At 50.2% G+C, this 17,704-nt stretch carries 16 protein-coding genes; 9 read left to right on the forward strand and 7 right to left on the reverse strand.

Going from position 1 to position 17,704, the window contains the following annotated elements; all coding sequences use genetic code 11:
* Positions 1 to 11: 11 nt before the first annotated feature.
* Positions 12 to 389, reverse strand: coding sequence for an IDEAL domain-containing protein (locus GC097_RS32580; RefSeq protein WP_171687422.1), 378 nt, complete (start codon positions 387 to 389; stop codon positions 12 to 14).
* A gap of 201 nt (positions 390 to 590) precedes the next feature.
* On the opposite strand from GC097_RS32580, the gene GC097_RS32585 reads away from it, so the two are divergent.
* Positions 591 to 2,159 carry an SWIM zinc finger family protein gene (locus GC097_RS32585; protein ID WP_171687423.1) on the forward strand — a complete coding sequence of 523 codons (1,569 nt, stop codon included), beginning with the start codon at positions 591 to 593 and terminating at the stop codon, positions 2,157 to 2,159.
* The gene (locus GC097_RS32590) at positions 2,156 to 5,068 is read left to right on the forward strand and encodes a DEAD/DEAH box helicase (protein WP_171687424.1); all 2,913 of its coding nucleotides are present in this window, start codon (positions 2,156 to 2,158) and stop codon (positions 5,066 to 5,068) included. The genes GC097_RS32585 and GC097_RS32590 overlap by 4 nt, the downstream gene beginning before the upstream one ends.
* Positions 5,069 to 5,121: 53 nt before the next feature.
* Here the strand turns inward: GC097_RS32590 and GC097_RS32595 are convergent, their stop codons facing one another.
* Positions 5,122 to 6,624 carry a DHA2 family efflux MFS transporter permease subunit gene (locus tag GC097_RS32595; protein ID WP_171687425.1) on the reverse strand — a complete coding sequence of 501 codons (1,503 nt, stop codon included), beginning with the start codon at positions 6,622 to 6,624 and terminating at the stop codon, positions 5,122 to 5,124.
* Between the two features lie 145 nt (positions 6,625 to 6,769).
* Here GC097_RS32595 and GC097_RS32600 point away from each other — a divergent pair, with 145 nt between their 5' ends.
* Entirely contained in the window at positions 6,770 to 7,423 is a 654-nt protein-coding gene (locus tag GC097_RS32600) for a TetR/AcrR family transcriptional regulator (protein ID WP_171687426.1), read from the forward strand.
* Positions 7,424 to 7,426: 3 nt separating this feature from the next.
* Positions 7,427 to 8,290, forward strand: coding sequence for an AraC family transcriptional regulator (locus GC097_RS32605; RefSeq protein ID WP_171687427.1), 864 nt, complete (start codon positions 7,427 to 7,429; stop codon positions 8,288 to 8,290).
* Between the two features lie 86 nt (positions 8,291 to 8,376).
* On the opposite strand, the gene GC097_RS32610 is transcribed toward GC097_RS32605, so the two are convergent.
* Entirely contained in the window at positions 8,377 to 9,786 is a 1,410-nt protein-coding gene (locus tag GC097_RS32610) for a HEAT repeat domain-containing protein (protein ID WP_171687428.1), read from the reverse strand.
* A gap of 250 nt (positions 9,787 to 10,036) precedes the next feature.
* Between GC097_RS32610 and GC097_RS32615 the strand changes: the two genes are divergently transcribed.
* Both GC097_RS32615 and GC097_RS32620 read left to right on the forward strand, forming a co-directional pair.
* Positions 10,037 to 10,360, forward strand: a complete 324-nt coding sequence (locus GC097_RS32615; RefSeq protein WP_171687429.1) for a UxaA family hydrolase — start codon at positions 10,037 to 10,039, stop codon at positions 10,358 to 10,360.
* Between the two features lie 21 nt (positions 10,361 to 10,381).
* Positions 10,382 to 11,542, forward strand: a complete 1,161-nt coding sequence (locus tag GC097_RS32620) for a UxaA family hydrolase (RefSeq protein WP_171687430.1) — start codon at positions 10,382 to 10,384, stop codon at positions 11,540 to 11,542.
* Between the two features lies 1 nt (position 11,543).
* Here GC097_RS32620 and trhA read toward each other — a convergent pair whose 3' ends face one another.
* From trhA to GC097_RS32635, 3 genes are all read right to left on the reverse strand, one after another.
* Positions 11,544 to 12,188, reverse strand: a complete 645-nt coding sequence (gene trhA, locus GC097_RS32625) for a PAQR family membrane homeostasis protein TrhA (protein ID WP_171687431.1) — start codon at positions 12,186 to 12,188, stop codon at positions 11,544 to 11,546.
* Between the two features lie 114 nt (positions 12,189 to 12,302).
* Positions 12,303 to 12,935, reverse strand: a complete 633-nt coding sequence (locus GC097_RS32630) for a glycerol-3-phosphate acyltransferase (RefSeq protein ID WP_171687432.1) — start codon at positions 12,933 to 12,935, stop codon at positions 12,303 to 12,305.
* Positions 12,932 to 14,026 (reverse strand): glycosyltransferase family 2 protein, encoded by a 1,095-nt coding sequence (locus GC097_RS32635; RefSeq protein ID WP_171687433.1) that lies wholly within the window; start codon positions 14,024 to 14,026, stop codon positions 12,932 to 12,934. Before GC097_RS32635 ends, GC097_RS32630 begins: the two co-directional genes overlap by 4 nt.
* A 156-nt stretch (positions 14,027 to 14,182) precedes the next feature.
* Here GC097_RS32635 and GC097_RS32640 point away from each other — a divergent pair, with 156 nt between their 5' ends.
* The 3 genes from GC097_RS32640 (at position 14,183) to GC097_RS32650 (ending at position 16,135) form a co-directional block, all read left to right on the forward strand.
* Entirely contained in the window at positions 14,183 to 14,359 is a 177-nt protein-coding gene (locus GC097_RS32640) for a hypothetical protein (protein ID WP_171687434.1), read from the forward strand.
* A 42-nt stretch (positions 14,360 to 14,401) separates the two neighbouring features.
* Positions 14,402 to 15,160 carry a hypothetical protein gene (locus GC097_RS32645; RefSeq protein WP_171687435.1) on the forward strand — a complete coding sequence of 253 codons (759 nt, stop codon included), beginning with the start codon at positions 14,402 to 14,404 and terminating at the stop codon, positions 15,158 to 15,160.
* 99 nt (positions 15,161 to 15,259) lie between these two features.
* The gene (locus tag GC097_RS32650; RefSeq protein WP_171687436.1) at positions 15,260 to 16,135 is read left to right on the forward strand and encodes a helix-turn-helix domain-containing protein; all 876 of its coding nucleotides are present in this window, start codon (positions 15,260 to 15,262) and stop codon (positions 16,133 to 16,135) included.
* Positions 16,136 to 16,155: 20 nt separating this feature from the next.
* On the opposite strand, the gene GC097_RS32655 is transcribed toward GC097_RS32650, so the two are convergent.
* On the reverse strand, positions 16,156 to 17,307 hold the full coding sequence (locus tag GC097_RS32655) for a Gfo/Idh/MocA family protein (protein ID WP_171687437.1): 1,152 nt from the start codon (positions 17,305 to 17,307) through the stop codon (positions 16,156 to 16,158).
* Between the last annotated feature and the right edge of the window lie 397 nt (positions 17,308 to 17,704).

The following is a 17,704-nucleotide window of genomic DNA, read 5'->3' on the forward strand; positions in this document are numbered from 1 at the left end:
ATTGGCTTTCCTTATATCTGATCAACGCCTAAGCGGTTTCTGAAAGCTAGCGTCGGAAGGACGTTCCGCTCGCTGCGTCTTGATTCACTTTGCTGAATAGCAAGCAGTTTTCCTGTCAACTCAAGGAACCACATCTCATCTCGTACAGCTAGGGCAACATCGATCAAGCTTTTTACTTGTTCTTCTATATCGAGCGAGCTAACCGGCAATTTCCTGACATCCTGGTTGCTGACTTCCATAACTTTACCGATCGCTGATTCACGGTCGGATGCAATTACGTAAATACGAGTCAAACCTCCCAGTACATCCATGGATTCTACATACCCATGCAACATTTCATCTTGATTCGTAGTGGCCGTAACCCAATCACTAATTTGATAGTTCATCATCCAGCACCGCCTTTAGCGTCATTTTATTCACTTGCTATACTGTAATTATAATTATTACAGTATCATTTGTCAATGCGGCTCTATTCCAATTATAACTATTCTTTTTCTCATTTATTCAACAAACAAAATTTACAATATGCCCATCACTATTTATACTAATAAGGTTATTAGATACTTTATTTATGAGCAAGGAGCCAGCCTATGAGTTCTTCCACCGTTTTAAATGATGAAGAGTGGTTAAAGCTGCTCAAATATGTTGCTGAATCTTACACGGATGTAACTCTCAGCCGAGGGTTTACTTATTTTAAACAGGGACAAGTCGTCTCTCTAAACATTACTGACGCCCGTCTGGTCCAAGCAAAAGTGAATGGGTCAGATTCTTATCGTGTTTCGCTCAACCTGAACAAACTTAAAGATGGCAGCTGCACATGCCCGGTTCACAGCACTTGCAAGCACCAGGCCGCGGTCATGATGGAGCTTGCGGATCGTCTTGGATACCCGGCAACCCAAATTATGAATGCGAAAATGCAGCTCAAACGCGCAGCTTCACTTCCTACTTCCGTCTCTGCCATTCTTCAACTGGCAACGATATCCGTCCTTGAGTGGCACTCGGTTCTGGACCAATTTACTTCCCCGGTTACACCGACGTACGACCATGGCGTGTACGTTCAGGAGCTGCGCAGTCAACTAAGAAGGCTGAACAACTATGCTATCCCTTTTTCCGATCAGGACCGGGCCTTTTTTAACTTGCATCAGGAACTCTTTCTCCAGCGAAAAATACAAGAACAGAAGGCGCAAAGCAGTACCGGCTACTTTACGTCTTCCGCCACTTACAAAATTTACGATGATATTTTGAGCTTATTGAAGGAGCATGCTTCACAATTCGTTCATCCCGAGTCCAGCGAGCGCCTTGAGACGACCTTCGCTTATCTCAGAGGCCAGATGACTCAGCAACAAGGGCACAGTTATCATGATTTTGGCGTATATTCGGCACTCTGGACGGAATGGATAGCTGAAGACGAGACAGCAGCCAAGTCTTACGCCACGAGAGAAATTGAAGCCATAAAGCAAGACACACAGGATAACGATAAGTTAACGCCTTCTCTCTCTGCGGCTAAAGCTTACTTGCTCCTCATCCTGTCAAAACCAAAAGAAGCTTGGGCGGCATTGGAAGACGGCCCATCCTTCAAAGAAACGCCGGCCTATTTTTTCATCGCTTTCTTTGACTATTTGCAGAATACCCTTCAATGGGAGGAACTCGTAAATTGGTTGAACAAAACCTTGATTTTCTTCAATAATCCGCGAACACGGGAGCTTGACACCTACGCGACTTATTGGCAGAAAGCTATTGCTCACCTGCCGGAAGCGGAGGAGCTCATGTGGAAAACATTCGAGCAGCTTCTCCCCCGCTCTTACTATCTCATCGAAGATGTTCTCTATAAGCAGGGCAAATGGAAGGCATGGTTGGAGATGCAAATTGTTTTAGGACACGATCCCCTCTTTCACCGGGTCAGCGTGCTGCAGCCCATTGAGAAAGAAGCGCCGCAGCTGCTCCTGCCCTATTACCATCAAGCCGTGAACCATTACGTAGGTCTAAAAAACCGCCAAGACTACAAGGCCGCTGTCCGGCTGCTCAAAAGATTGGAAAAAGTGTACAAAAAAATGAAGCAGCCGGGCCATTGGGATACATTTTTGGCCGGTTTTGTAGAACGGCACAGCAGACTGCGTGCTCTGCAAGAGGAACTCAGGAAAGGAAAGCTGCTCGGATGAACGCTATATTGCATGATTTAACAGTAAATATGACACTTACAGAAAGCGGCGACGCTTTATTCTGGGGGGAGCTTGACGAGCGGGAAGTGCCTGGCGACAAGTTGCGAAACCTCTTATTCGCATGGCATGAGCCGTCTTTTTACGGTACCGTTCTGGAGCTGCAGCAGGCTGGAGACATCTCGGTAGTCGTTCTGCCCGCGGATTGGGTGCTGCCCTTCTTTGCAGAGCCGGAATTTATGGACATTCTGCATTTAGATAATGGGAATACCGCTATGAAAGCTATGCTTGAAGCCGCACCTCTTCTCTACCAAGAAGCAAAAGCAGGGCATTATGTGCCCAGTTTGCACGATTTCCGCAGAGGAGCTCTCGGGTGGACTTGGGATGCAGAGTCAGAAGCGCTGAAAACATTGGATTGGGCGGCATTCGAGAGTCTTGATCCCCTTGGCCAGGGGTTTTCCGGCCTTCGAGCGGCGTTTTCCGCCGCAGTCGCTGCGGAGCACTATGCAAGCGAGGCCGCGCTCTCCGATCTTCGCCGGGATTATCCCGCTCTGTTTCAAAGATCGGCTTCACCCTCCGCGCTGACGGAAGAAGAATGGCTCGCCTCCCTTGGCTGGCGGCCGGATACGGCCCCTTTCCGCCCTGCGCTGCAGCTGCTGGAGCCGGATGAAGAAGACGACACTTGGCGTCTCCGCCTAGTGCTTCAAGACAAACAGGATAATTCCGTGCTGACGCCGATTCGCCTCTCGGCAGACGGAACGGCAGCAGGCACATGGGATAGCAGCTGGACCCCCTATGTGCAGGAACGCTCTGCCGGCTGGGCGGCACGGCTGGCCGAAGCTCTGCCTAGCGGAAGCAGCGGCACAGAGCTTTTGGCTGAGCCACTAAGCGATGAAGCGGCTTGGACATTCTTAACGACAGACAGCCGGTACCTACTTGACGGCGGCTGGAATGTCATGCTGCCCGGCTGGTGGGAAGCCGCTTCCAAACGCAAGCCGCGGCTGCGCGCGAAGGTGTCCTCCGAGGCGGGAGGCAAGGGCCAGTCGCTATTCGGGCTGAACGCCTTAGTCGACTTCGACTGGCGGATTGCCATTGGCGAAGCCGACTTGACCGAAGCGGAATTCGCCGCGCTGCTTTCGCGCAACGAGCGTCTGATCCGCTTCCGCGGCCAATGGGTCTATTTGGACCCGGCTCTGCTTGAGCAGATTCGCAGGCTGATGGACAGCGTTGACCCGCAAGAAGGGTTGTCCTTACTCGATATTTTCCAACTCCATCTGCTCAGCGAATCGGAGCAAGCGGACTCGCCGAAGGGAAGCCAAACAGCCGAAGACGATGCTGAACATGAAGAACGAATCAAACTGGAAGTTGAGTTGAACGGGCATCTCATGGCGCTCCTGCGACAGCTCGGACAACCCTCGGAACTGCAGGCAATTCCAGTACCAGCGGTATTGCGGGCTGAACTGCGCAGCTATCAGCAGGAAGGCTTTACATGGCTGACCTATCTCCGAAAATTCGGGCTGGGCGCCTGTTTAGCGGATGATATGGGCCTTGGCAAAACCATTCAATTTATTACGTATTTGCTGCATCACCAAGCGGAATCCGAGCAGCCCGCTCTGCTCATTTGCCCAACCTCGGTACTGGGCAACTGGCAGAAAGAGCTGACGCGTTTTGCCCCGGATCTTAAGGTCTTGCTCTACTACGGAAAAGGGCGGTTGAGCGGCGAGGCGCTTGCAGAGGTTCTGCAAAACACCGATATCGTGCTGACCTCTTATACGACCGCATTGATGGAGCAAGAAACGCTGCAGGAAACGGTATGGAGCTCCCTTTGTTTAGATGAAGCGCAAAATATTAAAAACGCTCAAAACAAGCAATCCGCAGCTGTCCGCTCCCTAAAAGCAAAGCACCGGATCGCCCTGACAGGTACGCCAATCGAAAATCGGCTGTCAGAGCTTTGGTCGATCTACGATTTCCTGAACCCCGGCTATCTTGGGAACCAGCGCGGCTTTCAGCATCGTTTCGCAAATCCGATCGAAAAGCATCAGGACGAAGAGCGAACGCTTCAGCTCCAGAAGCTCGTTAAGCCTTTCATGCTGCGCCGGAAAAAGAACGATCCTGCGATCCAGCTCGATTTGCCGGAGAAGCTGGAGACGAAAGTCTACCTGAACTTGACCGCGGAGCAAGGAGCACTCTACGAGCAAGCGGTCAAACACCTTATGGAACGCATGCAAAAGCTGGAGGGCATGGAGCGCAAAGGTGCAATCCTGTCTGCGTTAACCCAGCTTAAGCAGCTGTGCGACCATCCGGTTTTGCTAACCAAGGAGACTCCTCTCTCCGAGGACAGTCTGCACGCCGAAGACAGCCGGGAAGCTTTCATCACGCGTTCGGCGAAGCTGGAACGGCTCGTTGCCATGGTTGGCGAGCTGCGGGATGAAGGCGACTCCTGCCTGATCTTCACGCAGTATGTCAGCATGGGCAAGCTGTTGGCTGAGATTTTGCAGGCCGAACGGGCCGAACCCGTTCTGTACCTGAACGGCAGCACGCCTAAACAAGAACGCGACAAAATGATTGACACGTTCCAGGCTGCAGACGGACCCGGGATCTTTATTTTGTCGCTGAAAGCAGGCGGTGTCGGTCTCAATTTAACCGCCGCGAACCATGTGTTCCATTTTGACCGTTGGTGGAACCCCGCAGTGGAAAACCAAGCCACAGACCGCGCCTACCGGATGGGGCAAAAAAGGAATGTGCAGGTGCACAAATTTATCTCTTTGGGCACTTTAGAGGAGAAAATCGACGAAATGCTGGAGAGCAAAATGAGTCTGAGCGAAAACGTTATTTCCACATCGGAAGCGTGGATCACCGAACTCTCGAACGAAGAGCTTCATGATTTATTTGCTCTGCGCAAGGAGTGGTAATAAACAAAAAGGCTGCCCCGTTGTCTCAAGAGACACGAGGCAGCTTTTTTTGATTAGTGCAAAGCTTCTAAAGCAACTTCGCGTTTGCCTTCCTTAGCATCCGGCTGCTGTTGACCGCGCCGCAGGAACAGGCCGAGGAAAATGCCGCCGACAGCGATGAAAAGCATGACGCGGAACGTGTAGCCGAACGCTTCAGGGGCCACGGCCAGCATCGCTTTTTGCATATCGGCAGGACCGTTGATCGCAATTTTCTGTTCACTGATCAGCGTCGTAACGCGTGAAGAGAGAACCGTAACCAGCGTAGCCACAGCAAATGAGTTGATAACCTGCTGCATCGCGCTAGTAAGAGAAGTAACGCGGCTTACCAAATCTTGCGGGGCTTTCTTGATCAAATGCGAATTGAGCGGCATCATCATTAACCCCATACCGGCACCAGCCATAATCAGCGGCAGAAGCAGGTCCTTGCCTTCTGTCGTTAAATCGACATGCGAATATTGATAGATCGCGCCTGAAACCAGCGTAAGCCCGACAACCACCAACCAACGGACACCGATTTTATCGAACAAGTAACCGCCGATCGGCATCATGATCCCGGAGGCAATCGCTTGCGGGAACAGTGTCAGTCCTGTATCAAACGCCCCGTATCCGCGGGCTTGCTGCAGAAATTGCGGCAGCAGGAAGATCGCTCCGAACAAGCTGAATTGCAGCACCCACTGCACGAAAATACTAAAGGAGAAATCCACAGATTTGAAAACTCGCAGCTCCAGCAAAGGAGTTTTGGCTTTCAGCTCAACAATGATAAAAGCAATCAATGCGACTGCGCCGATGATCATTCCGCCCAGCGCTTTCTCTGACGTCCAGCTCTCCGCGCCTTGGGTAATCCCATAGGATAGCGCGGCGAAAGCGATCGGCCCGAGGATCATACCGGGCAAATCGAAACCGGGAACTGCTTTGCGTCCAACGGATGGAAGCTTCCATAATCCAAAGATGAAACTGAAAATACCGACAGGCAAATTAATTAGGAAAATCCAATGCCACGAATGATACTCAACGAGCCAACCTGCGAGGATCGGGCCAATCGCAGGGGCAAGCAAAATCGGCACGCCGAGCATCCCCATCACTTGCCCGATTTTATTCGGAGGGCTCAAACGGAAGACGTACGCCATAGCGACAGGCATCACGAAACCGCCGCCCAAGCCTTGCAAAATACGGAATACAATCAGCATTTCCGCGCTGTTCGGTGTTGCGCAGAGGACGGAAGCCACTGTGAACAGAACGACGGAAGTCAAAAACACCTGTTTTGCGCCAAATCGGTCGGATAACCATCCGGCAAGCGGAATAACCGCAGCAGTTGCCAGCATGTAGCCTGTGACGGTCCACTGAATCGTCGGCAAATCGGTTTTAAAATCGATCACAAGCTTCGATAATGCGACGTTCATCGCCGTCGAATCAAGGATGACCATGAAAATACCTGAGATGATGGCGATGAGTGGAACTAAAATGCTTGTAATCTTAAATACCGGCTCCGCTGCACCGGATATTGATGGTTGACTCATGACTAGCTCCTCCTTCGACAATAACACATAATCGTGTTACAATTATAAACGGGACAATTGTCCGCTACATCATAATACGGACAATTGTCCGCAAAGTCAAATGTTTCTTTTATGAAGAAGAATCGTTTGTTCAGGAGGAGTAGGCATGAAGCATCCGGAAGACCATGAAAACTCGTTAAATGAAGACAACATAGAGGCAAATCCAATTTGCGGACGACGCGAGGAGCGCGATTCGGAATATCGCCAGCGCATCCTTTCGTCAGCTCGCACCCTTTTTAAAACCCATAATATTGAAAACGTCACCATGCATCAAATTGCAAAAGAGGCCGGCGTTGGCCAAGGCACGCTGTACCGCCGCTACGCTCATATCGGGGATGTATGCAGTGATTTGATGCGTTCCACCACAACCCAGTTCCTTGCTGCTCTTGAAGCGGAATTGGCTGAACCCAAACCTGATGTGACCGCTATGAAACAACTGTCCGATTTTATTTATCAAATGATCGATTTTGTCGATGATAAGGCCTCCCTGCTTGCGACGATCGTTTCGATGCACACGGATAAACGCAGCTTCAGTCTGCATAAAAAACCGCTTTTTGTGAGGCTGCGCAGTCTTCTCGCTCCTTTGCTAAACCTGGCTGTCGAGCAAGGAGAAATTCAGCCTATCGATGTGACATTGACCGTCAATACAATTCTAACTTCCCTCATTCCGGATAATTACTTATATCACAGAGAAGTTCTGGGCTATACGAAGGAGCAGTTTGCTGAGGGCATTTGCCGGATTTTCGTGAAAGGAATATAAAGCATGAAGACAGGCATGAACGCAAGCGAGCGCACATTCTGGAAGAAATATCTCGCCAAGGCGAAGCTGGATTTGTCCTACGCGGCTTACACCAAAGTCCAAAAGTCATGGCAGGACGAGAACCCCACTTGTCCGTTTAACCGGCTTTATTTTATACGCGAGGGTGAAGGTTATGTGAAGATCGGGAATACCACTTATTATCCGAAACCGGGAGAGCTGTACCTGCTTCCAGCCGGCAGCGACCAAGCCTATGGGACAGTAAGCGATCATACCTTTGGGAAATACTGGTGCCATTTTACGGCAAAAATCGGGGATTTGGATCTGTTCCAGCTCTTGCAAACTTCTCCTTGCATGAAAGTTCAAAATCCGGACGAATTGGAGCAAACTTTTGAACAGTTGATCGCTTACAGCCAGAGCGACAGTTTAACCTCCGAATTCCGGGCCTACTCGATTCTGATGACTTTTATTGCGGATTTTATCGAGCAGAATCCATCTGTCAAGCTAAACCTGACCTCCACGCCTACGTTTGAGAAAATGAACAAAGTTCTGCTCTACATGGAGGAGCATATTGCCGATAATGTGTCCGTGGACACGCTATCCCGGCTTGCGCATTATCATCCCAATTATTTCATTAACGCCTTCAAGCAGTTTACGGGCTATTCGCCCATTCAATACATGAATCATCTGCGTTCCGAAAAAGCCAAAGATTTGCTCATGACGACGGAAATGAACGTTTCGCAAATCGCCGATGCGCTCGGGATGGAATTGTCGTATTTTTCCCGCATGTTCCGGGAGCAAACCGGTTTTAAACCAACGGCATTCCGTGATTTGAAGCCAAAAACCATTGAAATGAACGAGTCCTTATAAAAAAATAAGGCCGTCTCCAAGCCATGAAGAATGGCTGAGAGACGGTCTCTTTCGTATCCTTGCGTTTGCCGGTTGCAAAGATGATTTTACGGATAAAAAGCGTTAGCCTTCGTCGTTGTGGAGCACCAGCGGTTGTTTAACAGGAACCTGATAAGCGACTTTTTAGCCCGCTCCGTGCCAATGTAGTTCAATGATTCCGCAGCATGCGCGCGGACATACCGGTTCTCGTCGTCCAGCGCGATTTCCAATTGCGGTACGGCAGCCTCAGCCTCAGCTCCTAAGCGGGACAAAGACAAGCTGGCCATGAAGCGAACCTGCGCGTTGGCATCCTGAAGGCCTCGGGCCAAACTGGAGACTACGCTATCTAGCGGTGAGGTCATAAATCCGAGCGAGTCCACCACGGCGCAGCGGATTTTATCCTCGGGATGATCGAGCAGCCTCGTTAACGAAGGAACCGCTTTGGCGGCGCTCTCTCTCAATTCGCCCAGCGCAAAAACCGCATGCGTTACCGTATCGGCATTCTCATGGTTCAGCGCAGCCATCAATCCATCGACCGCCTCGCTTCCTGAAACCGACAGGCCGTAAGCGGATATTCGGGATACATTCGCATCATCGCTAAGCAGCCCTTCCAGCAAAGCATGGACGCCGGACTGCCCTCTGCGCGCGAGATCATAGGCGGCATTGATGGCAACAGGCTCAGGACCGCCCAGTTTGCCCGCCAATTCCTGAATTTGCTGCGGATCTGACGCCGCTTTTCCGGTCAGGCTGCCGACTTCCCCGAATAACCAGTTCCATGTCTCTTCCCACATGAGATCGTGCTCAGCAAGCGGAGCGAGCAAGTTGGCAGGCCGCTTCCATTCGCGTTCTTGATTGTTCCAGCTCGGCTGCTTCGGCATCTCGGTTCGCATGAACTCGAACTTCAGCATGTAGCGCGGCTCTCCCAAAATGTTCGGCGTAGAACGGTGCCAAATATCGTAATGGATCAGCGCGAACGTGCCGGCCTCTCCGCTCGCCAAAACCTCCCCCGGGTGCTCATTCGATTCGAATGCCCGTTTCTGATGATTTTGCGTACCCGGCATGATCCCCGTCGGCCCCAAGTCCACAGGCGTATCCTGCGGGAAATACATAATCATAGCCCAGTTCGGGTGATGATTGCGCACGCGGTCATATCCCCAATAGCTATCTTTATGCCAACCGCCCGCAGTAGGCAGCGCATTGAAATGTCCATGTCTATGCGCATGCATCATATAGTTCGGACCTAATACGCTGGTTAACGCACCGGTAACAACGGGATGATCGAATACTTTTTGCAGTTCCCGGATGCGGGGTAATAAATTGTTGCCGGGATTCCCCTCTTCCGCGTACACCGTGTTTAATTGCTCAAGCAGATTGGCGTGAAACGCACGGGAAAAATCGGTTTTAAGAATGAGACACCCGTTTGTAATAAACTCTCTCATTTGCTCGTCAGTCAATAATAAAGGTTGTTGCTCCTGCATATTTTCTGCCTCCTTGTGGCGTGTATGGAATGCTGTAACATACCCCTATTATAAAAAAGACGATGAAGATACTTAATAGACATTCTTAATCAGAGCTAGCACAAAACTAAGATAACATCATGCCAACATTTTTAACGAGGCAATCATCTTAATCTTGTGCTAACATGCATGAGAAAAGTACTTATCTAAGGCTATCCCGTTCCTTAAACTGAAAGTTGTACAGAGATTCAAGGCTAGAAGGAGGCTCACTATGGCGCATGACTTTAGTCAAGGAACAGATAGTCTGGTAATGAACGAAAAAGACGATGTCGCAACCGTGCTCCGCGATGTCAGCCGCGGCGAGTCCATTCATTTTTTAAAGGATACCGACTTGCAAACGCTGCCATTGAAGGACTCCGTCCCCTTCGGGCATAAAGTGGCCATCCGTCTCATTAAGCAAGGCACCGAGGTATATAAATATGGAGAAATCATTGGCAGAGCAACCCGCGATATTCAAGCAGGTGAGCATGTTCATGTTCATAATATCGAGGGCACGCGCGGCCGCGGCGATATGGCGAGAGCGGATGTTTCTTAAACAGGTCAAGGAGCGTGCGAAATGACGACAATCATGGGTTATCCAAGAGCGAATGGCGATATCGGCATCCGCAATCATTTAATCATTATCCCGACGGTGATTTGCGCCAATCATGTGTGTAATCGGATCGCGCAAATGATTCCAGGCGCTGTTGTTATTCCGCATCAACACGGATGCAGCCAAATTGGGGACGACAAAAACAGAACCTTTGAGGTGCTGGCCGGAACCGGGAAAAACCCGAATGTGGGCGCAGCCATCATTATCAGTTTGGGCTGCGAGGTCATCGACCCTGCTGCATTGGCCGAAGCCATCGGGGCGACTGGCAAACCGGTAGAGGTGTTTGATATTCAATCCGTCGGGGGTTCTGTCAAAGCGATACAGCATGGCACGGAACTGGCCAAACGCATGCTGGCTCAGTTGGCTCAGCAGCCCAAATCTCCGGTACCGCTCAATAAATTGAAAGTAGCTGTGAAATGCGGCGGCTCGGATGCCACTTCGGGCTTGGCCTCCAACCCTGCTTTAGGTGTCGCTGCAGATAAGTTGATGGATGCCGGAGGCAGCGTCGTGATCGGGGAAACAACGGAAATTATCGGCGCCGAGCACATCCTGGCCGGCAGGTGCTCGTCCAAAGCGACGAGCGATAAGCTTTACCATGCGATCGAGCGCTTTGAACGGGAGATTGAACGGATGGGAGCAGATATGCGCGGAGGCAATCCAAGCCCTGGCAATATCGCCGGAGGACTCTCCACGATCGAGGAGAAATCGCTTGGCTGCATCAGCAAATGCGGGACGCACCCGATCGAGGACGTGATCGGCTATGCGGAGCAAATCCCCGAGCACGGATTGTATTTTATGGACTCGCCGGGCAACGACATTGAATGCGTATCCGGTATGGCGGCCGGCGGCGCGCACATCGTCTGTTTCACGACGGGCCGTGGAACGCCTACGGGCGCAGCCGTCGTCCCGGTGGTCAAAATTACAGCGAACAAATTCACTTATTCGAACATGGAAGATAATATGGATGTGGATGTGAGCGAAATGCTTGCCGGCACCTTGCAGTTAGAGCAAGCCGGAGCCCGCATTTGGCAGGAAATCTACGATGTGGCAGAAGGCAAACTGACGAAATCGGAAATTCTCGGCCATCAAGAATTCAGCATTAACCGGATCGGACCGAGCTTATAGATTAAAGGACAGCCGGCATCACGTACGCGTATACGACGATAAAATGGCAGCCGCTGCCGGCAACGACGAACACATGCCAAATGGCATGATGATAGCGTAATTTCCGCCATAGAAAAAACAAGAGTCCTATGCTGTACAAAATGACGCCGGCTACGATCCATTGGATAGCAATCACAGGAAGCCTTTCCTGCAGTGGTGCAATTAACGAAGCCATCAATCCTGCAAGCAGCAAATACAGACACAGTCCCCAAGGGATAAAACGCCGAATAATAAAATGAATATAGCGAACGCCCACCGAAGCGAGCGCCCAGATCAGCAGCAGCATGGAGTAACCCAATGTTCCTTGCAGCGTAATCATAAGGAAAGGCGTGTATGAGCCGGCAATGGCGATAAAAATTGCGGCATGATCCAGCACCTCAAAGCGCGCTCCCCACTTGCGCGAGCGGGAACAATGCAGGAGTGTCGATGATAAATACACCATGCAAAAGGATAGGCCGTAAATCGTATTGCTTAACGTATAAGCAATATCGCCAAACATGGCGGCGCGCTGAAGCAGCAGTACGAGTCCGAAAGCGCTGAGCGCCGCACCGATTCCATGGCTCAAGGCATTTAACCGTTCCTCTTTTAAGTGAAGGCTGTTATCCATGCGAAGGGGTCACTCCTTTCTGATTATCCCTAGTTTTTCCCTTGGTCGGGACTAGTATGTAATCAGATCGAAGCGACCCCTTATGTTTGCGGCTGAGGCCACGGCCTTCGTTCGTTATTCGCCGCCGGGCTCAGCGTGCTTCTTTTTGAGAAAGAAGGCGAGCTCTTTTCGATGCTTAAACGATATCAACGCAAAATTCCCTAGCCATACCCACAGAATCGCATTTCGATATCCGCCCAAGTACAAATATATGCCTAAAAGCAGCATGCCGAACGCCACCTGCAAACCGTCTGCTTCAGGGGATGTGGGCCGGCCTCTGGCCAGTAGCTTCGCGGCCGCCATGCCTACAGCCAAGATAATCGCCAATGCGAGCGAAGCCTCGAAACGCGTCAGCGCGCTCCAAACACCGAACGTGACCGCGATTGCTTTGCCGCCCTTTCCCTTTAGAAATGGCGAGAACGCATGCCCGAATACAGGCGCCAGAGCAATGGGAATGATTGCATAGCCCTGAACACGGGTATGTTCCAAGTTAAATCCGAAGATCCAACCGAGAATCAGATATCCTTTTAAAAAGTCAAGAATTATGCCTGCAAGCCCTAGTTGATACCCCGCTGCTTTCCACAAATTTAAGGCACCCGGATTTCCATCTCCAACGTATTTGAGGTTGTGCCTGCCCATGCGTCCAAGCCAATAGGAAAACATCAAAGAACCGGACAAAAAAGCGCAAGCCGTCCAAAGGATGGTCATAGCTCCCGCCTGCTTCCTACCTTGACCTGCCTTCCCTTCCATGCCACATGGCCCAGAAACACAACCTGATAAACCGAGTACAGCATAACAATGATAAAAAATAACGTCGAGCATATATGCAGCACAGGCATAATGAATCCAAATACACCTACATACCTGACAAAGTAAAAGAGTTGAAGCATGTAAATCAAATAGCCCATGAACAACGGCAGCCACCAGGATGTATGGATAAAGAAAAAGAATGTTTCCGATACAATCAAGCCGACAACCCAACAAGCAATAAGGAGGATGGTCCCGCTCTTCATCTTGGATGTGCCCAGCACGGCTCCTTTGCCGAAGCCTTGAATTTGGCTCTTGATCCCCTGCGCATACATGCGAAAGGAAACAAGCCCATAGCCGATGAAATTCGTTACTTCGATACCCGCTTTACGGAAGGCGGCTCCGAGATTCAGGTCGTCCAGCATCTCCGCTTTAATACTTTCATGTCCCTTAATTTTCTCGTAATCTTCTCTAGTCGTTAAAATACAGGAGCCGTAAAGCCCCTTATTGGGGTTATTTTTCTCAAAAGGGGACGTGAAAGCAAATACCCCCAGGAAATTAAAAATAAGAGCAAGCCTTTCCGTAAACTTCACCGTGTAGTGATAAGGTACGACGGAGATAACGCCCCCTGCTTGATGCCGTGCTTTGATCAGCGACTCAAGCGCTCTCGGCACCATTCGGATGTCAGCATCAAGAAAAGCGATCATATCCCCGGTGGCATGCAAATAGCCGTTCCATACGGCCCAATTTTTCCCTGTCCAGCCTGGGGGAAGACTGGGATTGGAAATGACCGTGACCCCGTAACTTTCCGCAATCTCCTTCGTGTCATCCTCCGAAAAATCATCCACCACGATAATTTCATACGGTTCCAGGGTTTGTATCTTGAGCGCATGGAGCAGATGCGGCAAATTGCATGCTTCATTCCTCGCCGGAATAATGACGGACACCTTGACTTTATCCGCTCCTGGCACATAACCTGCTCGGAGGACATTTTTCCTAAACAGCACAAAACCGGAGAGACACCCGATTACGCAAATCATCGCAATCACCATCCCAGAAACCTCCTCTATCGCTATGATTGAAATCCCCGTTTATTCATCGGAAATCCGGCTTGTATTGATGTATATGAGGAGAGAAGTCGCCGCATACGAACATTTCTGCGATTGTGTTATAATGATCCATATCAACTTATTTGGAGGCAATTTGACATGAAAATATACGTCATCCTCTCTTTCGACGGCGAAGAAATGGAAAATGTTTATGTAGGACCGGACGAGGAAAAAGCGCTGTCGCTAAAGCCAGCCGACTTCGATAACTGCGAAGCTCTATTCGTGGAGATTTGGGAAGACGGCGAGAAAACCGATGACTACCGGTTAGAAGAATAATTGCATTTTATGACATAAATACATAGAAAGGCGGCACCGAACATGGTTCATGCATTCACTATTCAGCCCCAAACGTATACCAGCTTCGAAGATGAAACCGAGCAGCTGGAACAGTGTAAGGAATGGGGCTTGCTTTCCGAGAAAGCGGCCAAAACAAAAGCATTTTTCTATAAAGGAAACGGCATGAATCTGCCGTGCGGCATCGTCGGCTTCGTAGATAAAATGACCGCTGTCATTGAATTCGACAATAAGCAGCTGCACTGCATTCATCCTTCCTATTTGAAAGAGATGCAGGCGGCCAATTACAGCCAAAGACTTACGGCAGCAACGGATGACGATACTGCTGGAGCCGAGGCCGCAGGGTCAGACATCGAAGCTCCGGCAGCCGTGGAATCCGCTACAGAAGACCACCTCCCTGCCGTACAAGAAGCCGAGGAAGCTAAAGCACCGAAAACCAAACAGCCGAAAGAAAAAACGAAAAAAGAAAAAGCCCCTAAGCTTGAGCTGCCTGAGGATAAAGTGAAAATGATTGCGACGGTTCAGGAATTTACGACCGTACCGAACAATTTCTCCGACAATGACGATGAAGTTGTCATCTATGAGGCAGTTTCCATTACGGATCCCGCGATGGAGATCGGCACAGCTTGGTCCAGCCACAGCAACACACTGAAAAAGCTGGAGCTCACAATCGGTGATACGGTCACCTTCGAATGCAAAATTGTAGCCAAGAAGCTTAGTAAGCATCCTGTACCGTACAAGATCAACAATCCTGCTAAATTACAAAAGGTAACGGCGGAGTAACCCGCCTTGCCTCATTCAAAAAAGCTTAATCCGTCAGCATGCTTATGCTGGGATTAAGCTCTTTTAACGCTGCCGGAGCAGCAGAGGGACGTGTTTCCTATGGCATACATTGAAAATCTTAGCTTCAGCGACAGCCCGCTCTACTTTGCCTATCGCCGCCAAACGATCGGCAACGAACAGTTTCACGGCACCTTTCACGCTCATCAAGGCGTTGAAATTCTCTTCGTGCATGAAGGACACGGCACGCTGATCGTCGATCAGAAGAGCTATGAAGTAAAAGCAGGTATGCTGTGCGTCTTCCAGCCTTATCAGCTTCACCATATTCAGGTGAATCCGGATACGCCGTTCATCCGCTCGATTGTGCATTTTGAGCCGTTTTTATATGAGCCTTATTTTGAAAGATGGCCGAGTCTGCTCGCTTTCTTTAAGCAAATGCACAATAGCAAGCTGCCTGCGCCATGCATTTACAATATCGGCGAGCCGGAGTCGCTGCTTTCCCTCTTTCCAAGCTTGGACGAGAAAATACCGAGCCTCTCCAAGAAAGATTATGTCGAGGAGTTCTCCTTATTTCTGGTTGCTTTTTTTCGGGCTTTTCGGCAAATTTGGGAACGCAGCGAAGTGCAGTTCGACTCCGGACCCACCCGCCACAAGCATCAGGCAGAGCGCATCATGCGCTGGCTGGAAGCACATTACACGGAGCCACTTCGCCTTGAGCATATGGCCAGCGAACTTCACCTGTCTCCCTACCATCTGTCTCACTTGTTCACAGAATGCACAGGAAGCTCTATTTCCGATTATGTGACAGCACGCAGAATGCAGCAGGCGGTCTTGCTGCTTACTTCAAGCGAACAGTCGATTGCCCAAATCGGCGAAACGATCGGGATTACGAACTGTTCCTACTTCTGCAAAATGTTCAAAAGCCGAATGGGCAGCACGCCTCATCAATTCCGTCTGCAGTGGCAGAAACAGCGTTGACTTGGTCTGCCTCGACGTCCCTATTTGTAAGTGCTTCCAGTCGTAATGGCCGCCGCTTCGAAGTTTTCGATCGACTTCTTTTTTTCATAGAAATGGGTCGCATTCGCTTGCACGCCTGCTCGTGTATAGAAGGCATCCTCCGGACCGATCGGGAACTTCACCGTTTGTCCCGTACTCGCCGATTTATAGATGGCGGTAATTAGTTCAAGCGTTTGTCGGCCGCTAATGCCATCGATCAAGAGCGGCGAACCTGTTTCAATCGCTGTAAGCACATTGTCAATTTGGCCCGCATGACCTTCATACGCGACTTCCGGCAGCGCGTCATAGTAATTTTGCAGCTGCGACTCCAGCTCCGGATTAGGCTCAGGGAAGCCATTCGCTTTGGAAAGCGAGGCCTTCACCTTCCACGGTGCGGACACGCGCGCTTTGGCGCCTTGGAAAATCAACTGCTGCTCTTCCCCATGATGAACGACAGAAGAGGTCAGTTGACCCAGCGATCCGTTCGGATAGCGCAGAATTCCGATCGAAATATCTTCAACCTCGGCATTATCGTGAGCGACATTGCTCATCAATGCCTGTACTTCGCTCGGACTGCCCATCATCCACAGCAAAGCATCGATATGATGCACCGCATGGTTCAGCGTCGGGCCTCCCCCTTCTTTTTCCCACGTACCGCGCCACCATAGATCATAGTACGAATGGCCTCGCCACCAGAACGAATCGACCTGCACATGCAGGATGTTCCCGATGAGCCCGCTTTCCAGAACCGATTTCATTTTCATCATCGGCGTTTTGAAGCGGTTTTGCGCTACGATGGACAACAGTTTCCCCGTGCGCCGCGCAGCTTCATTCATCAAATCGCATTCTTCGAGCGAAGACGCCATCGGCTTTTCCACCATCACATGCATGTTTGCCTCCATGCATTCAACCGCCAACGAGGCATGGGTATACGGCGGCGTACAGATGGAAATGAGATCGATCTCCTCCGTGAGCAGCTCTTTATAATCTTTTACAGCTTTGGCATTCAGCCCGTAATGGTCAATTCTCTCCTGAGCCTTCTCCACATAAATATCGCTAATCGCCACAATTTGGCAGCGATCCGGAAATTGTAAATACGCTTCGATATGCGCGTTCGAAATCGCCCCCGACCCGATAATAGCTACCTTCAGCATGCAAATTCCTCCTTTGGCTTATTGGATCAAGCTTATCAGGATTACTTTGCCAAATGTACGCACATCTTGTGAAAAAATACGGCTAGTTTGCGGTTGCTGTTTGCAGCACGAGTTCCCGGGTTTGCTATTCTTTACATAGCACTTTCCGATAATCAACCGGTACCTTTCTCCGCTGCGTCCTGGATTACTTGGATTAGTAGGAAGATTTCCCTTGATGCTGGAATAACTGGAGAAACTCAAGTTATTCGTTAGCATCAGCCAGGATTTCAACCAAATAACTGGAAATTTTCCCGTTAATTTGCACTAGAACTGAGCATTTGGGGTGATCCGGCTGTTTTAACAGGAGAATTCCCCGTTAAACGTTCCCGGATCGATGATGAGTTGAAATTAGCTGGAG

It is taken from the genome of Paenibacillus planticolens (assembly GCF_013141725.1).
In the GTDB taxonomy this organism is placed as follows: Bacteria; Bacillota; Bacilli; order Paenibacillales; family NBRC-103111; genus Paenibacillus_E; species Paenibacillus_E planticolens.